Genomic DNA, 21071 nt, shown 5'->3' on the forward strand with positions numbered 1-21071 from the left:
AACTTCATTTGGACTTTACAATTCTGCATTTTGCCATCCATATTGTTTGGAGGGCAAATGTAATATGCACCTGTCGGAAATCTGGCATAGCAAGAAAAACGACTGTCGCTTATCCCGAACTCAGGTTCAAAGACGAGCTCGCCCTGAACCACGCTACCGGGGATGACGACAGAGTTGCCAGCGATAGTGGTCTTCTTGGTGCCTTTGAGCACAAGCGCATTGAGCTGGGTGGGCATCACCTTGAAGGTGGCGCCGGTGCGTGAAGACTTGAACAAACCGTCGTCGCCACACATGGCACCATTGGTCTGCACGCTGGTGGTGAAGAAGGCGAAGCCTGAGCCGTCGATGCCCTGCAGGTCGGGTGCATCGGACTGGGTGGTAGTCTCGGTGATACGGTCTTTATCCTCACAGATAACGTCCTGGTTGAACCCACTCTTGATGGTAATGTGGGTAAAGGTCTGCTGGGCACTTGCAGCAACAGACATGCCGAACATAGCGGCAATGAGTAATGATTTTTTCATAATTGCATTGGTTTTATTATTTAGACTGACTTTAGTCGTTTTTATATAGGTTGCAGGCAGTACGCTTATGCCCTGTATGGTTTTATAGCTGCAAATATATGAAAAGACAACGTAATCGACAAATATTCCGTCAACTATTTTAGTTTCTACCCACATTTCTTTGTTCTCCGCGATAGTTTGCGTAATTTTGTGGATACAAAACATAAACCTAATGAAGACAATACGTAGAACTGTGCTTCTCTTAGGGTGCCTGCTGCACCTCTCCTGGATGTGGGCTTCGGCACCCGGAGTAACCATTTGCTATCACCCTGCAAGCAAAGGCATGTATGTGGGCTCACCCTCCATCTGCATCATGTCCAACGGTGACTACATAGCCACCCACGACCTCTTTGCCAACGGCCAGACGGAATATAATACAGAGGTATACAAGTCGGAAGACCGCGGACTGACATGGGAAAGACAGTCGGTGGTCAAAGGGCAGTTCTGGTCGTCAGTATTCTGCATATCAGACACGCTCTACCTCATCGGTACAGACCGTGAGTATGGCAACCTGGTCGTACGCCGCTCTACCGACGGCAAGTCGTGGACCACTCCGAGCGACAGCCACCATGGTCTGCTCGCCGAGGGCGAATACCACAGCGCCCCCACTCCCGTGGTGGTGCATCAAGGAAGGATATGGAAGGCCATAGAATATGCCAAAGCACCCGCTACTACATGGCCCATGCGGTATAGCGCCATGATGATATCGGTGCCCGTGGGTGCCGACCTGCTCGAAGCCGCCAACTGGACACGCTCGGTAAACCTGCACGCCATGCCCCTTCTCAAGGAGAAGGTCTACGGATGGCTGGACGGCAACGCCGTGGTAGCCCCTGACGGCAATATGGTAGACGTGATGAGAGCCAACACGCCCAACGGAGTGACCGAGAAGGCAGCGATAATCAAGGTAAGCGACGACTGCCGCGAGCTGTCGTTTGACGACAAAGACCTGGTGGATATGCCTGGCGGCTGCAAGAAGTTTACCATCCGCTACGACTCGCTCACCCATCGCTACTGGAGCCTGGTCAACGCCGCGCCCGAGGGAGAAGGTTCCGCCACCGGTCTGTACGTGCGCAACTACGTGGTACTCATCAGTTCGCCCGACCTGCGTGAATGGACGCGCCACGCCACGCTGCTCGCCCATCCCGACATGAAGCGCCACGCCTTCCAGTATATCGACTGGATGACCGAGGGCAATGACATCATCTACGTATCGCGCACCGCATACGAAGGTCCCGACGGCGAACTCGCTCACAGCGGTCACGACGCCAATATGCTGACCTTCCACCGCATCAAGAACTTCAGACGACTGGTCAAGAAGAGCGACGGACATCCATAACCCATCCCCCTGACAGAGATAACATGACCAAGAGAGTGGACGAAAAGACACTGCAGTTTGTGCGCGACCATGCCGGCGACGATGTAAGGCAACTGGCACTCATGGGGAGCAAGCATCCCGAGGTGGATATGTCCTGGGCGCTCGACCAGATACGGGGGCGGCAGGTGGCGGCAGCCAAACTGCCGCTGCTGGCACGCATCGAGGGCATACGTTATCCCGTGCATCTGTCAATGGAGCAATGCTCGTCGCAAACGGCAGCCCACTACAAACTGCGCGTGGCACGCCGCCTCATCGCCGAGGGCGACCGCGCGTCGATGACCGACCTCACAGGCGGTTTCGGCATAGACTTTCTGGCACTCTCTACCACATTCAGAAGCGCCACCTATGTGGAGCGCAACGAGGAGCTGTGTGCGCTGATGCGCCACAATCTCTCAGTGCTCGGGCGCACAGCCACGGTGATGTGTACCGAGGCAGAACAGGCACTCGACGCCATCGCCCCACAGACGCTGATATACATAGACCCCGCCCGACGCGACGCCGCCGGCGGCCGCACCTACGCCATCGCCGACTGCACTCCCGATGTGCTCGGGCTTGCCCCCTCCCTATGTGCCAAAGGCAGATGGGTGATGGTGAAGCTCTCGCCCATGCTCGACTGGCACGAGGCGGTGAGAGCCTTGGGCTGCGTGAGCGAGGTACACATCGTCTCGGTGGGCGGCGAGTGCAAGGAACTGCTGCTCGTATGCTCGGCAGAGAGCAAGGGCGTGCCCACCGTGTACTGCGTGAACGACCGCCAAGTGTGCGTCTTCACCCCCGACGACTCGCAACCGCGCTATCTCGACACCCCGGCTGGCGAGGGGATGTATCTCTATGAACCCAACGCATCGGTAATGAAGTCGGGACTGATGGCACAAGTATGCCAACGGTACCAGACGAGGATGATAGCCCCAAATTCCAACCTCTTTATAGGCAGCGAAGCCATAGCCCGCTTTCCGGGTCGGGGCTCCCGCATCACCGCCACAACCACCCTCAACCGCAAACAGCTGCGCCGTGCCCTCGACGGCAGAGACCGCGCCAACATCACGGTGCGCAACATGCCGCTCAGCGCCGTCCAACTGCGTCAACGGCTGCGCCTGAAAGACGGCGGGACCACCTATATCTTCGGCACTACCCAGCGCGACGGCAGCCATATTTTGCTCGTCTGCGAAAAAATCTGATAATTTTCTGCAGCAATCTCCGTTTAATTTACTATTTTTGCATATTAATGATATCCACCATAATAATATGTCAAATATAGTAATCAAGCGTGTGGAAAACAAGAAAGACCTCCGTACTTTCATCGATTTCCATTACGATTTATATGCCGGCAACGCCTATGACGTGCCCAACCTCTACAGCGATGAATTCAACACTTTGAGCCGCGAACGCAATGCCGCCTTCGACTTCTGCGAGGCCGAATACTACCTCGCCTATCGCGACGGACGCCTGGTGGGGCGCGTGGCAGCCATCATCAACCACCGTGCCAACGAGCGCTGGGACCGCCAGGACGTGCGCTTCGGATGGATAGACTTCGTCGACGACATCGAGGTGACGCGCGCGCTGCTCCAGGCTGTCGAAGACTATGGCCGCGAGAAAGGCATGAAGAGCATCGTGGGTCCGCTGGGCTTTACCGACATGGACCCCGAGGGTATGCTCACCATGGGTTTCGACAAACTGGGTACCATGCCCACCATCTACAACTACCCTTACTACCCCGAGCACATGGAGCGTCTCGAGGGATGGAGCAAGGACAACGACTATGTGGAGTATTTCCTCGAAGTGCCCGACCAGATACCAGAGAAATACTCAAAGATAGCGCAGATGATTGAGAAACGCTACAATCTGCACGTGCGCAAGCTCACCCGCAAGGACATATTCAAGGGCGGATATGGCCGCAAGCTCTTTGAACTGGTCAACGAGACCTACAAAGACCTCTATGGCTTCTCCGAACTTACCGACCGGCAGATAGAACAATACATAAAAATGTATCTGCCACTGGCTGACCTGAGCCTCATCACTGTCATCGAGGACGGCAACAACGACAACAAGATGGCCGGAATGGGCATAACCATCCCCTCGCTTTCCCGCGCGCTGCAGAAATGCCGTCGCGGCCGCCTCTTCCCCTTCGGTTGGTACCACCTACTGCGTGCTATAAAGTTCCACAAGACCGAAGGCGTGGACCTGCTGTTGATGGGATTTCTGCCCGAATACCGTACCAAGGGAGCCAACGCGCTGCTCTTTGCCGACCTCATCCCCCGCTACCAGGCCTACGGCTTCAAGTGGGGCGAGAGCCAGGTAGAAATGGAGTCTAACGAGGGTGTGCAGAGCCAGTGGGGTCCATTGGCTCCTACCAACCATAAGCGCCGCCGCTGTTACCGCAAAACAATAGAATGATGAAAGAAGACGAAAAAGAGACATTGCCCGTCGTGGACGGACAGAACGAAGCCCCCGTCGACTATACCGACGACAATATACGCCATCTCTCTGACATGGAGCACGTGCGCACGCGTCCCGGTATGTATATCGGTCGTCTGGGCGACGGCAATCTGGCCGAAGACGGCATCTATGTACTGCTCAAAGAAATCATAGACAACTCTATAGACGAGTTCAAGATGAAGGCGGGCGACCGCATCGAGGTCGATGTCATGGACAATCTGCGTGTGAGCGTGCGCGACTATGGCCGCGGCATCCCCCAAGGCAAACTCGTAGAGGCAGTGAGCGTGCTCAACACCGGCGGCAAGTATGACTCCAAAGCCTTCAAGAAGAGCGTGGGCCTCAACGGTGTAGGTGCCAAGGCGGTGAATGCACTGAGCAGCCGATTCGAGGTACGCTCCTATCGCGACGGACTCGTGCGCAGTCTGGTCTTTGAGCGTGGCATCCTCAAGAGCGACACCACCGAAGAGACTCAGGACGAACACGGTACTTACATCTACTTCGAGCCCGACAACAGCCTCTTCAAGAACTACTCGTACCACGATGATATCGTCGAGACCATGCTCCGCAACTACACCTACTTGAGTTCGGGGCTTACCATCATGTATAACGGCCGACGCATACGCAGTCGAAACGGACTGGAAGACCTGCTGACCGACAACATGACCGTCGAGGGCCTCTACCCCATCATCCGCATCAAGAACGAAGACCTCGAAATCGCTTTTACCCATACCAACCAGTATGGCGAAGAGTACTACTCGTTTGTCAATGGCCAACATACCACGCAGGGAGGTACTCACCAGTCGGCGTTCAAGGAACATATTGCCCGCACCATCAAAGAGTTTTTCAACAAGAACTATGAATACACCGACATCCGCAATGGTCTGGTGGCTGCCATCGCCATCAACGTGGAGGAACCGGTGTTTGAGAGTCAGACAAAGATTAAGTTGGGAAGCACCCTGATGGCTCCCAACGGCGAATCTATCAACAAGTGCGTGGGCGACTTCGTCAAGAGAGAGGTGGACAACTATCTGCACATCCACACTGATGTGGCCGAAATCATCGAGAACAAAATCAAGGAGAGCGAACGCGAGCGCAAGTCGATGGCAGGTATCACCAAGCTCGCCCGAGAGCGTGCGAAGAAAGCCAATCTGCACAACCGCAAGCTGCGCGATTGCCGTATACACTACTCTGACGCCAAGGACGAGCGCAAGGAGGAATCGAGTATCTTCATCACCGAAGGCGACTCTGCCAGCGGCAGTATCACCAAGTGCCGCGATGTCAACACCCAAGCGGTATTCTCACTCCGCGGCAAGCCACTCAACTCATTCGGACTCACCAAGAAGGTGGTATATGAGAACGAGGAGTTCAACCTGCTGCAGGCGGCGCTCAACATCGAGGAGGGACTTGATGACTTGCGCTACAACAAGGTCATCGTGGCTACCGATGCCGATGTCGACGGTATGCACATCCGTCTGCTCATCATCACCTTCTTCCTCCAGTTCTTCCCCGACCTCATCAAGAAGGGCCATGTCTATGTTCTGCAGACGCCATTGTTCAGAGTACGTAACAAACGCAACAAGATAAAGGACAAGAAGGTGCTCGAAGCCGAAGGAAAGTCTGCCGGCAAGGGCAACAAGGACTATGTGGTGAGGTTCTGCTACAACGAGGAAGAGCGTCTGGCTGCCATCGCCGAGCTGGGGCCTGAGCCCGAGATTACCCGATTTAAGGGACTGGGCGAGATAGACCCCGATGAGATGGCCCACTTCATCGGCCCCGACATCAGACTTGAACAGGTGACGCTCCACAAGAACGACCAGGTCAAGAAACTGCTGGAATACTACATGGGAAAGAACACTATGGAGCGCCAGAACTTCATTATCGACAACCTCGTAATCGAAGAAGACGTTCCCGAGCCCGACTCTGCACCACTCGATTAATCACATCCTTATATTATATATAGTTATGAAACGAATGTTGATTATAGCCATCCTGTCGGCTATAACCTCTACCCTTATGGCGCAAAGTCTGTTTGCCAAGGGGACATACAATCCTTACGACAAGATGCGCAAGGCCGCCTTGGCCATCAGCGCACTCTACGTGGACACGGTCGACGACAACAAACTGGCAGAAGACGCCATCCGCGGCATGATCGAGAATCTCGACCCACACTCGAGCTACTCTACCGCCAAGCAGGCGCGCGCCTTCAACGAATCGCTGGGCGGCTCGTTTGACGGCATAGGCGTGCAGTTCAACATCTCTGCCGACACACTGCTCGTCATCAAGCCCGTGGTCAAAGGCCCGTCAGAGAAGGTGGGTATCATGGCAGGCGACCGCATCATCAGCGTCAACGATACAGCCATAGCCGGCGTCAAGATGGACCAGAGCGAAATCATGCGTCGGCTGCGCGGCAAGCGAGGCACCATGGTACGGCTGGGAGTGGTGCGCAGAGGCATTGCAGAGGTACTCTACTTCGACGTGAAGCGCGACAAGATACCCCTCAACACCATCGACGCAGCCTATATGATACGTCCACAGGTGGGATATATACGCATAGGCAGTTTCGGGGCATATACCTACAAGGAGTTCATGGACGCGGTGAAGAAGCTCAACAAAGAGGGGATGAAGAACCTTATCCTCGACCTTCAGGAGAACGGCGGCGGCTATATGCTGAGCGCCACGCAGATAGTCAACGAGTTTCTGGGCAAAAACGACCTCATCGTCTATACCGAAGGACGCAATGACAAGCGACGCGAATATCATGCCGACGGCAACGGCAAGCTGCGCAAGATCAAGGTAGTGGTCCTCGTCAACGAGTTCTCTGCCTCGGCGTCAGAAATCGTCAGCGGTGCGCTGCAAGACCAGGACCGCGGAGTCATCGTGGGACGTCGCACCTTTGGTAAGGGTCTCGTCCAGCGCCCCATCGAGTTCCCCGACGGTTCGATGATGCGTCTTACCATCGCCCACTACTACACCCCGTCGGGCCGCTGCATCCAGAAGCCTTACACCAAGGGCAACGCGGTAGACTACAACAAGGATATCGACACCCGCTACAAGCACGGCGAGTTCTACAGCGCCGACAGCATCCACTTTGCTGACTCGCTGAAGTACCAGACGCTGCGCCAGCATCGCACGGTCTATGGCGGCGGCGGTATCATGCCCGACTACTTCATTCCCCTTGACACTACGCAGTACAGCCAGCTGCACCGCAAGATTACGGCAGCCGGCGTGGTGGTTCCGGCTATGGTCTCCTGGCTCGACAGTCATCGCCGCGAGTTGGGCGAGCGTTACCCCACCTTTGCCGACTTCAACGCCCGCTTTGAAGTGCCCCAAGAGCTCTTTGAGCAGATAGAGGAAGAGGCTGGGAAGAAGGATATCAAGCCCCGTGATGACGAGGAGCTGCGCGCCACGCGTCGCACGTTGGGCCTGCAAATCAAAGGGCTCATTGCCCGTGACCTCTGGGATATGAGCGAGTACTTCCACGTGGTCAACGAGAGCAGCCCCGCCGTCAAGCAGGCGCTCAAGCTGTTCAAGTAGTATCACCACCCCCATAAAGTCGAAAGCGGCGGGAGAAACCAGTGCAGTTTCTCCCGCCGCTTTGTCGTTTGTAATGTCAGAGATGACCGCCTACTTCTCCTTGCGCCACAGGCGGCTCATATCCTCAAGGGTCTTGCCCTTGGTCTCAGGCACCAGTCGCCATACGAAGACGGCGGCGAGGATGCAGATGACTCCGTAGAGGCTGTAGGTGAACATATATCCCATGCTGTTGGCCATAGGTACAAAGGAGGTCGAGACTATCCAGTTGAAGATCCACTGGAACGCCACAGCTATGGCCACGGCAGCACCGCGGATGGTGTTGGGGAACACCTCGGCGATAAGCACCCAACAGATGGGGCCCCAGGAGTACATGAAGGACACCGAGTAGAGCATGATGCTAATCATACAGAGCAGCTTGAGCTCTGCCACGCCGAAAGTGAACGCCACGCCGATGGCGCCGAGCGCCATACCGAGCGAGCCGGCGATGAGCAGCGGCTTGCGGCCCAACTTCTCGACCGTGAAGATAGCCACGCAGGTGAAGCCAAGGTTGAGCACGCCGTTGAAGACGGTGAGCTTCATCGGGTTGTCAAATCCCATCGCCTCATAGATGCGCGGCGCATAGTAGAGCACGGCATTGATGCCTATGGCCTGCTGGAATACCGACAGCATGACACCCACCACGATACACATGACGCCATAGGTGAAGATGCGCTCGGTCTTCTGGGTCACCGTGTTCTTGATATCTGCCAGCACGCGGCGCGCCTCGTCGGCACCGTTGATGCGCGCCAGCACGCGCTCGGCCTTGTCATCCTTGCCCACCATCACGAGGTAGCGCGGAGTCTCGGGCACCAAGCAGATGAGCACGGCGAAGAGTCCGGCGGGCACCATCTCGGAGCCAAACATATAGCGCCAGCCCGTCTCGATGGCCCAGGCAGCCTCAGTGCCATTGACGATTTCGTTCATGCCGCTTCCCACGCTCTGGATGAGCGGCGCGATGTGGTCGCCGAGGATGAAGAAGTTGACGAAGTAGACCACCAGCTGACCGAAGATGATGGCAAACTGATTCCAGCTCACCAGCATGCCGCGGATGCGGCTCGGCGCTATCTCGCCGATATACATGGGGCACACAGCCGAAGCCAATCCTACGCCCACACCGCCGATGATGCGGTAGATGTTGAACACCACCAGCAGCGTAAGGTCTGGCTTGCCCACGGGGAGTATCATGCTCTCCGGGCACATGGACCCCCACGCTGAGATGAAGAACATGATACCGGCAAGGATAAGCGTGCGCTTGCGGCCGAGGCCGGTGGCAAGCACACCCGAAAGCGCAGAGCCGATGATGCAGCCTATGAGCGCGCTCGAGCTGGTGAACCCGTGCCAGAAGTCGGTATACGTGAAATCGGTAGCACCCATAAAGAATGCCTGGAGCCCCTTCTCGGCTCCGGAGATAACTGCGGTGTCGTAGCCGAAAAGCAGTCCGCCAAGCACAGCCACCATGACGATGCTGACGAGATAGCCACGGCTACCCCCATTGGTTGTTTCCATAACAATGTTGATTTAATTGACTATATTTTTTATTTAGGTTTTATTGGTTGCAAAGATAATCATTCTTCGGATGATGGCAAAATAAGTCGGGCTATTTTTTAGTGGTAATGTCATAATTGCCAGCGTCTAATACACGCCCACGCCAAAGAGCGGCGCGATGACGGTAAAGATAAACTCATGCCCTGAAAAGGTGAAATCAAGTTGTGCAATGATTATTTCCAACTCTGAAAAGATGAAATCAAACTCTGCGAAGATGAAATCAAACTCTGCGAAGATATAATCGGTGATGGCGGAGCACATTCAGCCCAAAGGGAGAGAGAAATGTGGGCTACAGACGCAGCAAGGGCTGGACGCCGATGTGGTGCCCAGCCCTTGCCGTGGGGTGAATATGGTGAAGGTAATGCGATCTCTGCTGCCGACCGTTGAGACTATAGCGGTGGTGATGCTATCTCTGCAGCCGACCGTCGAGACTATAGCGGTGGTCGCCCTTGATGATAACCACGCGGTTGCCCTCGATGACCTTGCGCGCGGCGGGGGAGGCAGTGGCGGGGGGGGCGGGGGGAGAGATGCCCGTCGAGGCGGTGACCTTGATGAGTATCGAGGCCTTGGCGCCGCCATCATGCGAGGTGGCGGTGATGGTGGCCTCGCCCACGCCGTTGAGCATGACCAGTCCGCCGTTGACCGTAGCCACATCGGCATTGTCGGTGGTCCATACGAGGCGGCGGTCGGTCACCTTGGAAGGCTTGAGCTCGGGGCGGAGCACCAGAACGCTCTGGTCGATGCTCGCCGACTGCTCGCTCGCGCCAAAGTCTATCGACGAGATGGCGACGGGCTGCTGCTGAGTGGTCCTGCGATAGAGGAACGGCAGCAGGAGCGTCTTGGAGGTGTAGAGTCCAAATCGGGCGTAGCTGCTCTCAGGCTCATTGAACCTGAGGGTGCCATAGGCTGCTGTGGCGCTGGTGATGGTGGCGCCTCCATAGCCCAGTTCTATCTTCCACTGGGTGTCGCCGGCGTTCCAAGCCAACTTGCCCTTGGCGGTGGCACCCAGGCGGCGTCCGAACTGGTCGGTGAGCGTCCAGCAGCCGGCAGTCTCGCCCTTGGCGAGCTTGAAGCGCAGCACATCGGGATCGCTGACATCGGTGGTATTGGCAAGCGCCACCACATCGAGATACTGCGACTTCTCCATGCCGTCGATGTCGGCAGCGGCGCAGCCATTGCGGAATATCATCAGTTGGTCGCCCTCGTTGAGGGTGCCTTTAGCTTCCAGTTTCTCGTAACTCCAACCCAGCGGAGACTCAAGACTTGCGCCCTCGGGAGCATCATACTCGATGGTAATGGCGTCGAGATAGACCGAGCCCTTGGCTGTGCCACCCTTGACGGTGATGACTGCCTCGTCGGAGGTAAAGGCGGCGAGGTCGAGCTGGCGCGTCACGTCGACATAGACGCCCAGGTCCTTGCTCACCCAGCGTCCGAACCACTTGTCGCTGCCGAACTCGGCGGCAGCCTCGGTGTAGACCGTGGTCTCTCCGTCGGCGACGACGAGCGCAGCCTCGCCCTCCTTGTTGTTGGAGCACATGCTGAGCGTGATGTTCTTGATGCGGCATCCCTGCCAGCCTTGGAGCACAAGCGAAGCCTTGCGGTTGCGCGGTATCTGGTTGTAGCGGTTGCCTGTAGTGGCACCAAAGTCATTTTCGAAATAAGCCCAGGAGTTGTGGGGCACGCTGCCGCTTGCAGCAAGGGTGAAATCGCCGATGGTCTTGTTGTATTCCACGATGCGGTAGACCACCTCGGCAGCGTTGATGCTGAGAGTAGCGACGCAGACGACAGCCGTAGCGATGATGCGGTAAGCCAAATTCTTAGTATTCATGATTGTTTATGTTGTAGAGATGCAAAATTACTCCCTTTCCGCATACTTTCCAAATTTCTGGACCATCATTGCGCCGCCAAGCGTTAAACTTTCATAAACCCGAGCATCCCCCAGAACCGCAAAAACCGCCACAAAAGAAAACAGATGATACATAAAAGTCAAGAAAACGTGTACAAACTGAAAGTTTTTCATCAAAGGAACGATAAATATGTTTTTTTTTACTACTTTTGCATGCATAATTATAACTACTGTAAATGAGATATTTTTTTCTGCTCGCTCTTCTACTACCTTGTGTATGTTTAGCGCAAGTGAACAACGAGTCCTCCAAGCCCTACGAACGAACCCTGACCGGCGTGGTCAAAGAAGTTTCTGGAGAAACCATCCCTGGTGCAACAGTCCAGGTGAAAGGGCACACCAACATCGTCTGTGTTTCCGACATGTATGGCAACTTCGTACTGAAGAATATCCCAAGCGGCAAACAGACCATCGTCATCTCATTCCTGGGCATGGAAAGCCAGGAGATTGCCTACACCGGGCAAAAGTCGATAACCGTAACAATGGTGGAGAAAGCCAACGAAATCAAGGATGTAGTGGTTACGGGTATCTACGTGAGAAAGAAATCGAGCTTTACGGGTTCGGCCAGCACCTACACCAAGGACGAACTCAAGAAGATAGGCACCAAAAACCTGATACAGAGTCTTAAGACCCTTGAGCCTTCGCTCAACGTGGTCGAAAACAGCAGTTGGGGTTCCGACCCTAACCGCATGCCCGATATGGAGATACGCGGCAAGACCAGTATCGTGGGTTCGCTCGAGTCTGACTATGACAACACCGGCAACCAGCCCCTGTTTATCATGGACGGCGTCGAAGTGACCATCCAGGACATCATGAAACTGCCGATGGACCGCATCGCCAACGTGACCGTGCTGAAGGATGCCGCCTCGTCGGCCATCTACGGTTCGAAGGCTGCCAACGGTGTAATCGTGGTCGAGACCGTAAGACCCGAGTCGGGCAAGTTGCGCGTATCGTACTCAGGCAACTTTGCCGTGCAGATGCCCGATCTGACCGACTACAACCTGATGAACGCCTCGGAGAAGCTGGAGTATGAACGCCTGGCTGGCCGCTATACCGCCAAGGACGCCTATACCAGCCAGGACGCTCTCGACGCCCTCTACTACAGTCGTCTGAGAGAGGTGAAACGCGGTGTGAACACCTACTGGCTGTCTGAGCCTCTGCGCGCCGTGCTCAACCACTCGCACAACATGTATATCGACGGCGGCGACGACTCAATGGTCTACGGCGTCGGTCTGTCGTACAGCAATGACGACGGTGTGATGAAGGGCTCTGACCGCTCGACCGTGAGCGGCAACATCAAGCTGACTTACCGCACCAAGTCGCTCATCTTCAGCAATGACTTCAACATCGACATCACCAACTCGGACCACGAGCCGGTGGAGTTTTCGACCTTCGCACAGGCCAACCCCTACTATCTGAAGTACAACGACGATGGCTCTATCCCCACGCTGCTCGAGTCGACCGACGTGGCTGGCAACACCATCTACAACCCCCTGTATCTCTACAATATCGTCAACAAGAACCACACCAACGAGATGACGCTGCGCAACAACTTCAGCCTCATCTGGCGGTTCTGGAACGCCTTCCAGCTGCGTGGCCGACTGGGTCTGAGCAAGTCGGTCTCCAAGAACGAGACCTTCAAGTCGCCCAAGCACCCCGACTTCCTGAGCGCCACGCTCAAGGGCAGCTACGGCAGTGAAAACGATGACAACTTCGCCTACAACGGCGAGACCACCATCACCTTCGGCAAGGTGTTCAACGACGCCCACACCGTGAACCTGGTGGGCGGCTGGTACTTCAGCGAAAAGACCGTGAACCGCAACGCCTATATGGTCTATGGATTTACCAGCGACCTGCATCAGAACCCACAGTTCTCGGCTGGATTTACCGAAGGCGACAAGCCGACATACAACAAAACGATAAGCCGTTCGACCAGTTTCTACTTCAACGGCAACTACTCATACAAGAACCGTTATCTCTTTGACGCCAACCTGCGTTGGGACGGTTCCTCAGTCTTCGGCGCCCAGAAGGTATTCACCAATACCTGGGCTGTGGGTGTGGGCTGGAACATCAACAAGGAATCGTGGTTCCATCTGCCATGGGCCGACCTGGTCAAACTGCGTTTCTCTATCGGTAACCCCGGCAACCAGAACTTTGACGCCTACCTCTCATCGGGTACATACATCTACAACTCGGGCTACACCAACCACTTCGGCACCAGCGCCATCCTGTCGAAGTTTGCCAACACCAATCTGGCATGGCAGAAGACCATCGACAAGAACTGGGGTATAGACCTGGAGCTCTTCAAGAGCCGTCTGCGCATCTCGGCCGACTACTACCACAAGGTGACCGACCCTCTGTTGGTATCGGTGACCATGCCCCCATCGCTGGGCTTCACCTCGCTCTACACCAACTTCGGCGGCCAGATTTCGCAGGGCTTCTCGGGTACGGTGATGGTCAATGCCATCAAGCGCGACGACATGCGCCTCAACTTCAACCTGAGCTTCAACCACAGCGAGACCCAGTACAAGAACATCGGCAATAAGCTGCAGGCCATGAACGAGGCTGCGAGCAACAACAACTCCTACCGCCGCTACTACGATGGCGGCAGCCCCGACGACATCTGGGCCGTGCGTTCTGCCGGCATCGACCCCGCTACCGGTCAGGAGATATTCATCAAGAAGGACGGCACCTACACCTTCCAGTACGACAAGAACGACGAGGTGGTAGTGGGTACTACCGCCGACAAGCTGCAAGGCGTGGTGGGCGTGAGCTTCTACTACAAGCAGTTCTCTGCCAGCGCCAACCTGCGCTACCGTCTCGGCGCCCAGGTCTTTGCCTCTACATTATATAACAAGGTGGAAAACCTGTCGGAAGACCTGATGTACTACAACGTGGACCGTCGCGCGCTGTACGACCGCTGGAAGCAGCCTGGCGACATTGCCCGCTTCAAAGCCATCAACAACTTTGAGTCGACCCCAATGTCTTCGCGCTTCGTGATGGATGAAAACGTGCTCACTGGCGAGTCGTTCAGCGTGGGCTATGAGACCGCCGCCAAGTGGATACGTGCCCTCGGAGCCAAGGGAGCTTCGGTAAGAGTCTACATGAACGACATCTTCCGTCTCGCCTCGTTCAAGGAGGAACGCGGAACCGAATATCCGTTCTCCAGAAGCGTATCACTGTCATTTGATATCAGATTCTAACGATAAGAAAAAAGCTAAAAATATGAACAAATATAAACTGGCACTCCTGCTGATTATCCCACTGCTCTGCTGCACATCCTGCGAGGAGTGGTTGAAGGTCGACTCAGAAGACCGCATCATGGAAGATGCACTCTATTCAAACGAGAACGGTTTCCGCACCGCCCTCAACGGTATCTACATCGACCTGCTGAACAGCAGCCTTTACGGGCAGACACTCACCACTACCACCTTTGACGTGCTGGCCCAATACTACGACACCTCGAAGCCCCTCAACACCCACGCCTATGTGCTCCTGGCCAACTATGACCACCAGAAGATGAAGGACGCCGTAAGCGACACCTGGGCCAAGGGCTACGCGCTGATTGGCAACATCAATACGCTGCTGGAGCACTGTGAGAAAAACCGCAACGTGCTCTCTGACAAGGGCTACCACATCATCAAGGGCGAGGCGCTGGCGCTGCGTGCCATGCTCCACTTCGACCTGCTGCGCATCTTCGGTCCCATCTACAAGTATGAGCCCGGCAAGGAGTGCATCCCTTATGTCAACGACACCGAGCGTAAGGTCAAGCCGCTCCTACCAGCCTCGGACGTGATCTTCAACATCACCACCGACCTCAAGGCAGCCGAAGAGCTGCTGGCAGACTATGACCCCGTCATCACCGAGGGCAAGCTCGCCACCGAGGATGCCTCGGGCAACAACTTCTACAGATTCCGCAACGAGCGCATGAACTATTTCGCCGTCCTGGCTCTCACCGCGAGAGTCTACCTCTATGCCGGCGACACCGGCAATGCGGTGAAATATGCCAACGACGTGATAGACAGAGCCTCGCGCTTCTTCCCCTTTGCCACCCGTGAGCAGGTGAACGGCCAGGCCACATCGGGCTCTGCCAACACCAGTGCCGAGGACCGCATCTTCTCGTCGGAGATACTCTTCGGCAACTACCACTCTAAGCGCACCACCGATATCTTTGACAAGATATTCTCCTACAAGCTCGAAGCCAAAAACGTGCTCAAGATGAGTGACTACGGCATAAGCCAGCTCTACGAGGACGACGGCGACCTGCGCAAGTGTCAGTGGCAGACCCAGCGCGACACCGAGGGCAATGTGGGCCAGTTCTTCGTGAAGTACGGCGACGTGACCGACAACGGCTTTGAGTTTGCCCGGCTGCTGCCCATGATTCGTATGTCTGAGATGTATCTCATCAAGGCCGAATGTACGAAGGACTACAAGGCGCTGAACCCCATCCGCAAGGCCCGCAACATACCCCAGCTCAAGTCTAACATCGGCCTCAACGGATATATCGAGGACGAGTATGTGCGCGAGTTTATCGGCGAGGGTCAGCTCTTCTGGTACTACAAGCGCAAGGGCATCACCTCTATCCCCCGACTCTACAACCCCAACCTCCAAGACATGCAGATAACCAACAGCACCTATGTCTTCGACCTCCCCGACAGTGAACAGCAACTACGCAAATAAGAAACAAGATGAAACATATCCATATATTACTCACATGCCTGGCGGGATGGATGCTCGCCGCATGTACTGAGGAGATAGAGACCTATTCGGGCGAGAGCGGCATCTATTTTGCCATGTCGGCCACCAAGGGAGGACTCGACGACAGCAAGCAGGACTACACCGCAGAGACCCAGATACCCTTTGCCGTATACAGCACCATCAGCGACACCACCCTCATGGTGAGAGCCAAGGTCATAGGTCCCGCCGTGGACCACGACCGCAAGGTGACGGTGCAGGTGGTGGCTCCCGAGGATGCCGAGCAGGCCAAGGAAGGCTGGGACTACGACGCGCTGGACAACAGCTATACCGTCAAGGCTGGCGAGGTCTATGTGCTCATCCCCATACACTTCTACCTGAGAGACGACCTTGAGGGCAAGGAGCGCCAGTTGAAGCTCGAGCTCGTCGCCAACGAAGACTTCGCGACCCCGATGGCCCAATGGCTGCGCCCCAACAGCTCTGACAAGACCGGAGTCGACGTGCTGCACCACACCATTACCATCAGCAACAAGTGGGTACAGCTGCCAGGTTTCCGCACCTACTTCTTCGGCACCTATTCCGAGAAGAAATGCAAGCTGATATGCAGCCTCTTCGGTCTGACGCTGCTCGACTTCGCCACCGAGGACAGCATGTCGTTTACCAAGGCCAAGGCACTCGCCATCAAGTTTGACCAGTACCTCAAGGACCAGGAGAGCAAGGGAAATACGATTTATGAAGATTATAGAGACGCCAACGGCAAGCGCGTGAAGATGACTGCCGGCGAAGGCATCAAATACTAAGACTGAGATGAGAACAAACATATTTTTGCTCGCCCTGGCTGGCGTGATGCTTAGCGCCTGTTTCGACGACAAGGGCAACTACAGCTACAGCCAGATCAACGATGTCACCATCGGACAGAAAGGATTCGACGGCGACACTGTCTATCTGCTGCGTTCCGACGTGGATGGCCTTAAAATCAGCCCCGAACTGAGCTACCGTGAGGGTCAGGAGTCGGCTGGCGGCTACAGTTACGAGTGGGTAGCTGTGAGTACCAACAAGCATGTGGGTCAGCGTACCCAGTTGGGAACCGACCGCAATCTGGACTACAAGGTCAAGCTCAAGGCCGACGATTACCACCTGTTCTTCAAGGTTACTGACCTTGCCACGGGCATCGTCTACAGCCGTCAAGCTACGCTCAAGGTCAACAACCTCTATACCCGCGGCTGGATACTCACCGGCAAGGACCAGTCTGGCAACATGGTGGTAGACATGCTCTCCATCAGCCGCGACACCCTGCACCTCACCGACATCCTTGCCAACAAGGGCCTGGCGCTCAAGCAGCCCATCATGGTGTGGACAGACAACAGCCCCGAGTCGTATGAGAACCAGGTGTATGTCTGCACCGAAAACGGCACCTACCGCTATGGTCGCGAAGACCTGGACAACCCACAGGAGCTGACCATCTTTGACCCCGACATCAAGGGCTACCGCCATTCCATCGTGATGCACGACATCCAGAAGATTAGCAACAAGCCTGCACTCTTCCTTGCCGACAAGTATGCCTACGCGCTGAACAGCCTCAACGAGGGAGAGTTTGGTACGCCGGTGAGCTACTATCTCCAGAGCAACGGCTACGACTACTTCACCCCCGCGCCAGGCATCGCCTGCAACCACACGGGTGAGGACAACTCGGCGGCTGCCATCGAGCAGTATGTCGTGTACAACTCGCGCGACCGCGTGTTCTGCAACCTCCGCGCCATGGGTACCTCGATGAACAACCTCGCCGACTCTGACACCGACGAGCCCTTCAGCTGGGACACCAAGAAGGACTTCACCACTGGCGGACTCACCTTTGTGGCCAATGTCAACTCGCTCTACAGCGGCGGACAGACCGCCACCATCCTCTACGACCCCATCGGCGGCAAGCGTTATATCTACACCTACACCATCACCCGCCAGAGCGGTGTGGCCACCAAGGGCAAGCGCTACGAGATACCCCTCACGGCTCCCGGCTTCTACCAGGCACGCCTCTTCAGCCTCACCACCAAGCAGGGCTACCTCATCTACGCCGAGGGCAACCACCTCTACGGCTACAACTTCCGCAACGGCAAGGACCCCGTGCTGCTCTGCACGTTCGACGGCACGGCTACCGCCATCTTCAACGATATCGTGACCGATGAAAAGCAGAACGACTGCTTCTATGTGGCCACCTATAGCGACGGCGCCAGCAACCAGCGCGGCGGCAAGTTCTACAAGTTTGCCGTCACCGATACCGCCGACAAGATTAAGGTCAGCCAGAAGCACGTGTGGAAGGGCTTCCCCGAGATAGTCAATATCAGTTACAAGAATTTTTAATATAAACTATACTATAATCAACTAAATTATGATGAAGATCAAATCATTATTGTTAGCCACGATGGCTCTTGCGATTACTGCCGACGCTGCTGCCAATGTAGAAATGAGCATTTTCAAGAAAAAGAAGAAGAAAGCAGCTACCGAAGCCTCGTCATCTGCCAAGAAGACCGACAAGTTTGACAAGGCCATCAACGGCGCTACCGCCTACCACGGTATGTTCACAGCCTATGTCAACAAGAAGGGCGAGCTGCTGCTGCAGGTTACCAAGAGCAACCTCGATGTGCTCTACCTGATGGCCAACCGCATGGTAAGCACCAGCGAGAACGCCAACTTCAATGCCGGCGAAATGGTGGGGACTCCCTTCATGTTCTCGCTCTCTGCCGACACGGCCAACGTATACATGCACTCTTACCAGAACTACGAGCGCGTAGTGCCCGGAGACCCCATTGAGAAGGCATTCAACCGCAACTTCGTACACCCCATTATGAAGACCTTCAAGATAAAGGCTTCGCGCAAGGATACACTGCTCATCGACATGACATCGTTCTTTGTATCCAACGAGAAGTGCATCACCCCCATCCGCCAGAGTGTCAACACACGCTCTACCAAGTCGGCCTCGTTCGACGCATCTGCCTCCAAGCTGATGGGAGTAAAGAGCTTTGAAAAGAACCTTGAGATTACCAGCCGACTGAACTACAACGCCGAGTCGGGAGCCTACACCGTGCAGATGCGCCGCTCTATCGTGGCTCTGCCCAAGGATCCCATGAAGATGCGCTATCAGGACAGCCGCGTGGGATACTTCAGCACCAAGTTCTACACCTATTCGTCCAACAAGGACTACATCGACCCCAAGGAGTTCATCCACCGCTGGCGCGTGGAGCCCAAGGACGAGGACCTGGAGAAGTACTACAACGGCGAGCTGGTTGAGCCCAAGAAGCAGATAGTGTACTATGTAGACTCTGCCTTCCCCGAGAAGTGGAGGGGAGCCATCAAGGCTGGTATCGAAGACTGGAACCTGGCCTTCGAGGCTGCCGGCTTCAAGAACGTGATGGTCGCCAAAGACTACCCCACCGACGACCCCAACTTCGACCCCGACGATATCCGCTATAACTGTATCCGCTACATGGCCACCGGTACTGCCAACGCCGCCGGACCAAGCTACGTAGACCCCCGCACCGGAGAAATCCTGGTGGGCGAGGTGATGTGGTATCACAATGTCATCGCCCTCGTTCATGAGTGGCGCTTTGCCCAGACCGCAGCCGTCGATGCCCGCGTGCGCAAGTCTACCTTCGACGACGACGTGATGTCTGAGTCGCTGCGCTATGTCACCTCTCACGAGGTGGGCCACACCCTGGGTCTGATGCACAACATGGGCGCCAGCTACGCCTTCCCCGTCGACTCACTGCGCAGCCCCTCGTTCACCCAGAAGTATGGCACCACGCCCAGTATCATGGACTACGCCCGCAACAACTACGTGGCACAGCCCGGCGACCTCGAGCGCGGTGTGCGCATGGTTCCTCCAATCATCGGTGTATACGATATACACGCCATCAACTGGGGCTACCGTCTCTTCAAGGACACCAAGACTCCCGAAGACGAGTACAAGTATCTCAACGCCATCATCGAGGCCAAGAAGGGCGACCCCATGTATAAGTTCGGTGCCCAGCAGCTGTTCCTCACCGTCGACCCCACCGACCAGATGGAAGACCTCGGCGACGACCACATGAAGGCCAACGACTATGGTATCAAGAACCTCAAGAAGATTATCGCCAACATACCCCAGTGGCTCGGCGTCAAGAACGACGACTACGAGGAAATCCAGGAGATGTACAAGGCTTGTCTTAGCCAGTACATGCGCTACCTCACCCATGTGATGCCCTACCTCGGCGGTGTAGAATATACCGACCTGGTTCAGGACGGCAGCAAGGAGTATGCCAAGGCATACATTCCCAAGGCCAAGCAGAAGGCAGCGATGGAGTGGCTCGTAAACCAGGCCCTCCACTGCAGCGACATCATGCTCCCCAAAGAAATTATGCGTGTGTTGGGCATCGATTCCAACTCGTTTGACAACTTCCAGTCGACCATTGCAGCCAAGATATACAGCCCCGGAGCGATGGGAGGCATCTACGAGGGCGAGCGTTCAGGCCAGAAGGGACTCTATACCCTTGACGGTTATCTCAACGATGCTTATGGTATCGTCTTCCGCAACTCCATCCAGGGCAAGAATCTTACCCAGGAGGACATGAACTTGCAGACTACAGTAGTCCTGGCATTGAGCAAATTCTCAAACCTCGACCCCTCAATGTCCAAGGAGTCACCCCTTGGTGGCAGAGGCCTTGCCGAGAAGGACCCCGAGCTTGCACTCAGCGAGTTTATGGCCCAGGCCACAGCCGACTCTCACAGCTTCTGCAACGCCGGTTGTGCCGTCAGCAGCGACGAGGTATCCTATGCCCGCCACAACATGAGCGGCTCCAAGCTCTCTGCCGGCGTGGGCCGTCCTCTCATCACCGCTGCCCTCAAGAAGATACACAATCTCTACAAGTCGAGAATGGGTAGCGGCGACGCACGTACACGCGCCTTCTACGAGTACCAGGTTACGGTGCTCAACAAGCTCTTCAAGAAGTAAATGAGT

14 protein-coding genes are annotated in these 21071 nt (G+C 55.7%); 10 read left to right on the top strand and 4 right to left on the bottom strand.

Features of this window, described 5'->3' with window-relative positions:
* Window positions 1–521, bottom strand: a 521-nt coding sequence (locus CIK87_RS03435) for a hypothetical protein (RefSeq protein ID WP_144008090.1), incomplete at its 3' end; no start/stop codon positions are given.
* Window positions 522–732: 211 nt separating this feature from the next.
* On the opposite strand from CIK87_RS03435, the gene CIK87_RS03440 reads away from it, so the two are divergent.
* The 5 genes from CIK87_RS03440 to CIK87_RS03460 all read left to right on the top strand — a co-directional run bounded on the left by CIK87_RS03440 (window position 733) and on the right by CIK87_RS03460 (window position 7902).
* Complete coding sequence (locus CIK87_RS03440; RefSeq protein ID WP_144007677.1) at window positions 733–1896, top strand: sialidase family protein; 1164 nt, start codon at window positions 733–735, stop codon at window positions 1894–1896.
* Window positions 1897–1919: 23 nt separating this feature from the next.
* Window positions 1920–3110, top strand: a complete 1191-nt coding sequence (locus CIK87_RS03445; RefSeq protein WP_094385491.1) for a class I SAM-dependent methyltransferase — start codon at window positions 1920–1922, stop codon at window positions 3108–3110.
* 67 nt (window positions 3111–3177) lie between these two features.
* On the top strand, window positions 3178–4326 hold the full coding sequence (locus CIK87_RS03450) for an N-acetyltransferase (protein WP_094385493.1): 1149 nt from the start codon (window positions 3178–3180) through the stop codon (window positions 4324–4326).
* The gene (locus CIK87_RS03455; protein WP_094385495.1) at window positions 4326–6305 is read left to right on the top strand and encodes a DNA topoisomerase IV subunit B; all 1980 of its coding nucleotides are present in this window, start codon (window positions 4326–4328) and stop codon (window positions 6303–6305) included. The genes CIK87_RS03450 and CIK87_RS03455 overlap by 1 nt, the downstream gene beginning before the upstream one ends.
* A 25-nt stretch (window positions 6306–6330) precedes the next feature.
* Window positions 6331–7902: a S41 family peptidase gene (locus CIK87_RS03460; protein ID WP_094385497.1), complete on the top strand. Its 1572-nt coding sequence runs from the start codon at window positions 6331–6333 to the stop codon at window positions 7900–7902.
* A 90-nt stretch (window positions 7903–7992) separates the two neighbouring features.
* Here the strand turns inward: CIK87_RS03460 and xylE are convergent, their stop codons facing one another.
* From xylE to CIK87_RS03475, 3 genes are all read right to left on the bottom strand, one after another.
* Window positions 7993–9447, bottom strand: coding sequence for a D-xylose transporter XylE (xylE, locus tag CIK87_RS03465; protein WP_022310513.1), 1455 nt, complete (start codon window positions 9445–9447; stop codon window positions 7993–7995).
* 445 nt (window positions 9448–9892) lie between these two features.
* Window positions 9893–11314 (bottom strand): Ig-like domain-containing protein, encoded by a 1422-nt coding sequence (locus CIK87_RS03470; protein ID WP_094385500.1) that lies wholly within the window; start codon window positions 11312–11314, stop codon window positions 9893–9895.
* A gap of 27 nt (window positions 11315–11341) precedes the next feature.
* Entirely contained in the window at window positions 11342–11551 is a 210-nt protein-coding gene (locus CIK87_RS03475; RefSeq protein ID WP_094385502.1) for a hypothetical protein, read from the bottom strand.
* Window positions 11552–11622: 71 nt separating this feature from the next.
* Between CIK87_RS03475 and CIK87_RS03480 the strand changes: the two genes are divergently transcribed.
* The 5 genes from CIK87_RS03480 to CIK87_RS03500 are packed head-to-tail and all read left to right on the top strand — an operon-like array spanning window position 11623 to window position 21065.
* On the top strand, window positions 11623–14592 hold the full coding sequence (locus tag CIK87_RS03480) for a SusC/RagA family TonB-linked outer membrane protein (protein WP_254046140.1): 2970 nt from the start codon (window positions 11623–11625) through the stop codon (window positions 14590–14592).
* Window positions 14593–14614: 22 nt separating this feature from the next.
* Window positions 14615–16069 carry a RagB/SusD family nutrient uptake outer membrane protein gene (locus tag CIK87_RS03485; RefSeq protein WP_094385506.1) on the top strand — a complete coding sequence of 485 codons (1455 nt, stop codon included), beginning with the start codon at window positions 14615–14617 and terminating at the stop codon, window positions 16067–16069.
* 8 nt (window positions 16070–16077) lie between these two features.
* On the top strand, window positions 16078–16884 hold the full coding sequence (locus CIK87_RS03490) for a DUF4843 domain-containing protein (protein ID WP_094385508.1): 807 nt from the start codon (window positions 16078–16080) through the stop codon (window positions 16882–16884).
* 7 nt (window positions 16885–16891) lie between these two features.
* Entirely contained in the window at window positions 16892–18439 is a 1548-nt protein-coding gene (locus CIK87_RS03495) for a PKD-like family lipoprotein (RefSeq protein WP_094385510.1), read from the top strand.
* 28 nt (window positions 18440–18467) lie between these two features.
* The gene (locus CIK87_RS03500; protein WP_254046502.1) at window positions 18468–21065 is read left to right on the top strand and encodes a zinc-dependent metalloprotease; all 2598 of its coding nucleotides are present in this window, start codon (window positions 18468–18470) and stop codon (window positions 21063–21065) included.
* Window positions 21066–21071 lie beyond the last annotated feature (6 nt).

Origin of the sequence: Prevotella sp. P5-64, from assembly GCF_002251285.1 — a bacterium.
Lineage (GTDB): Bacteria > Bacteroidota > Bacteroidia > Bacteroidales > Bacteroidaceae > Prevotella.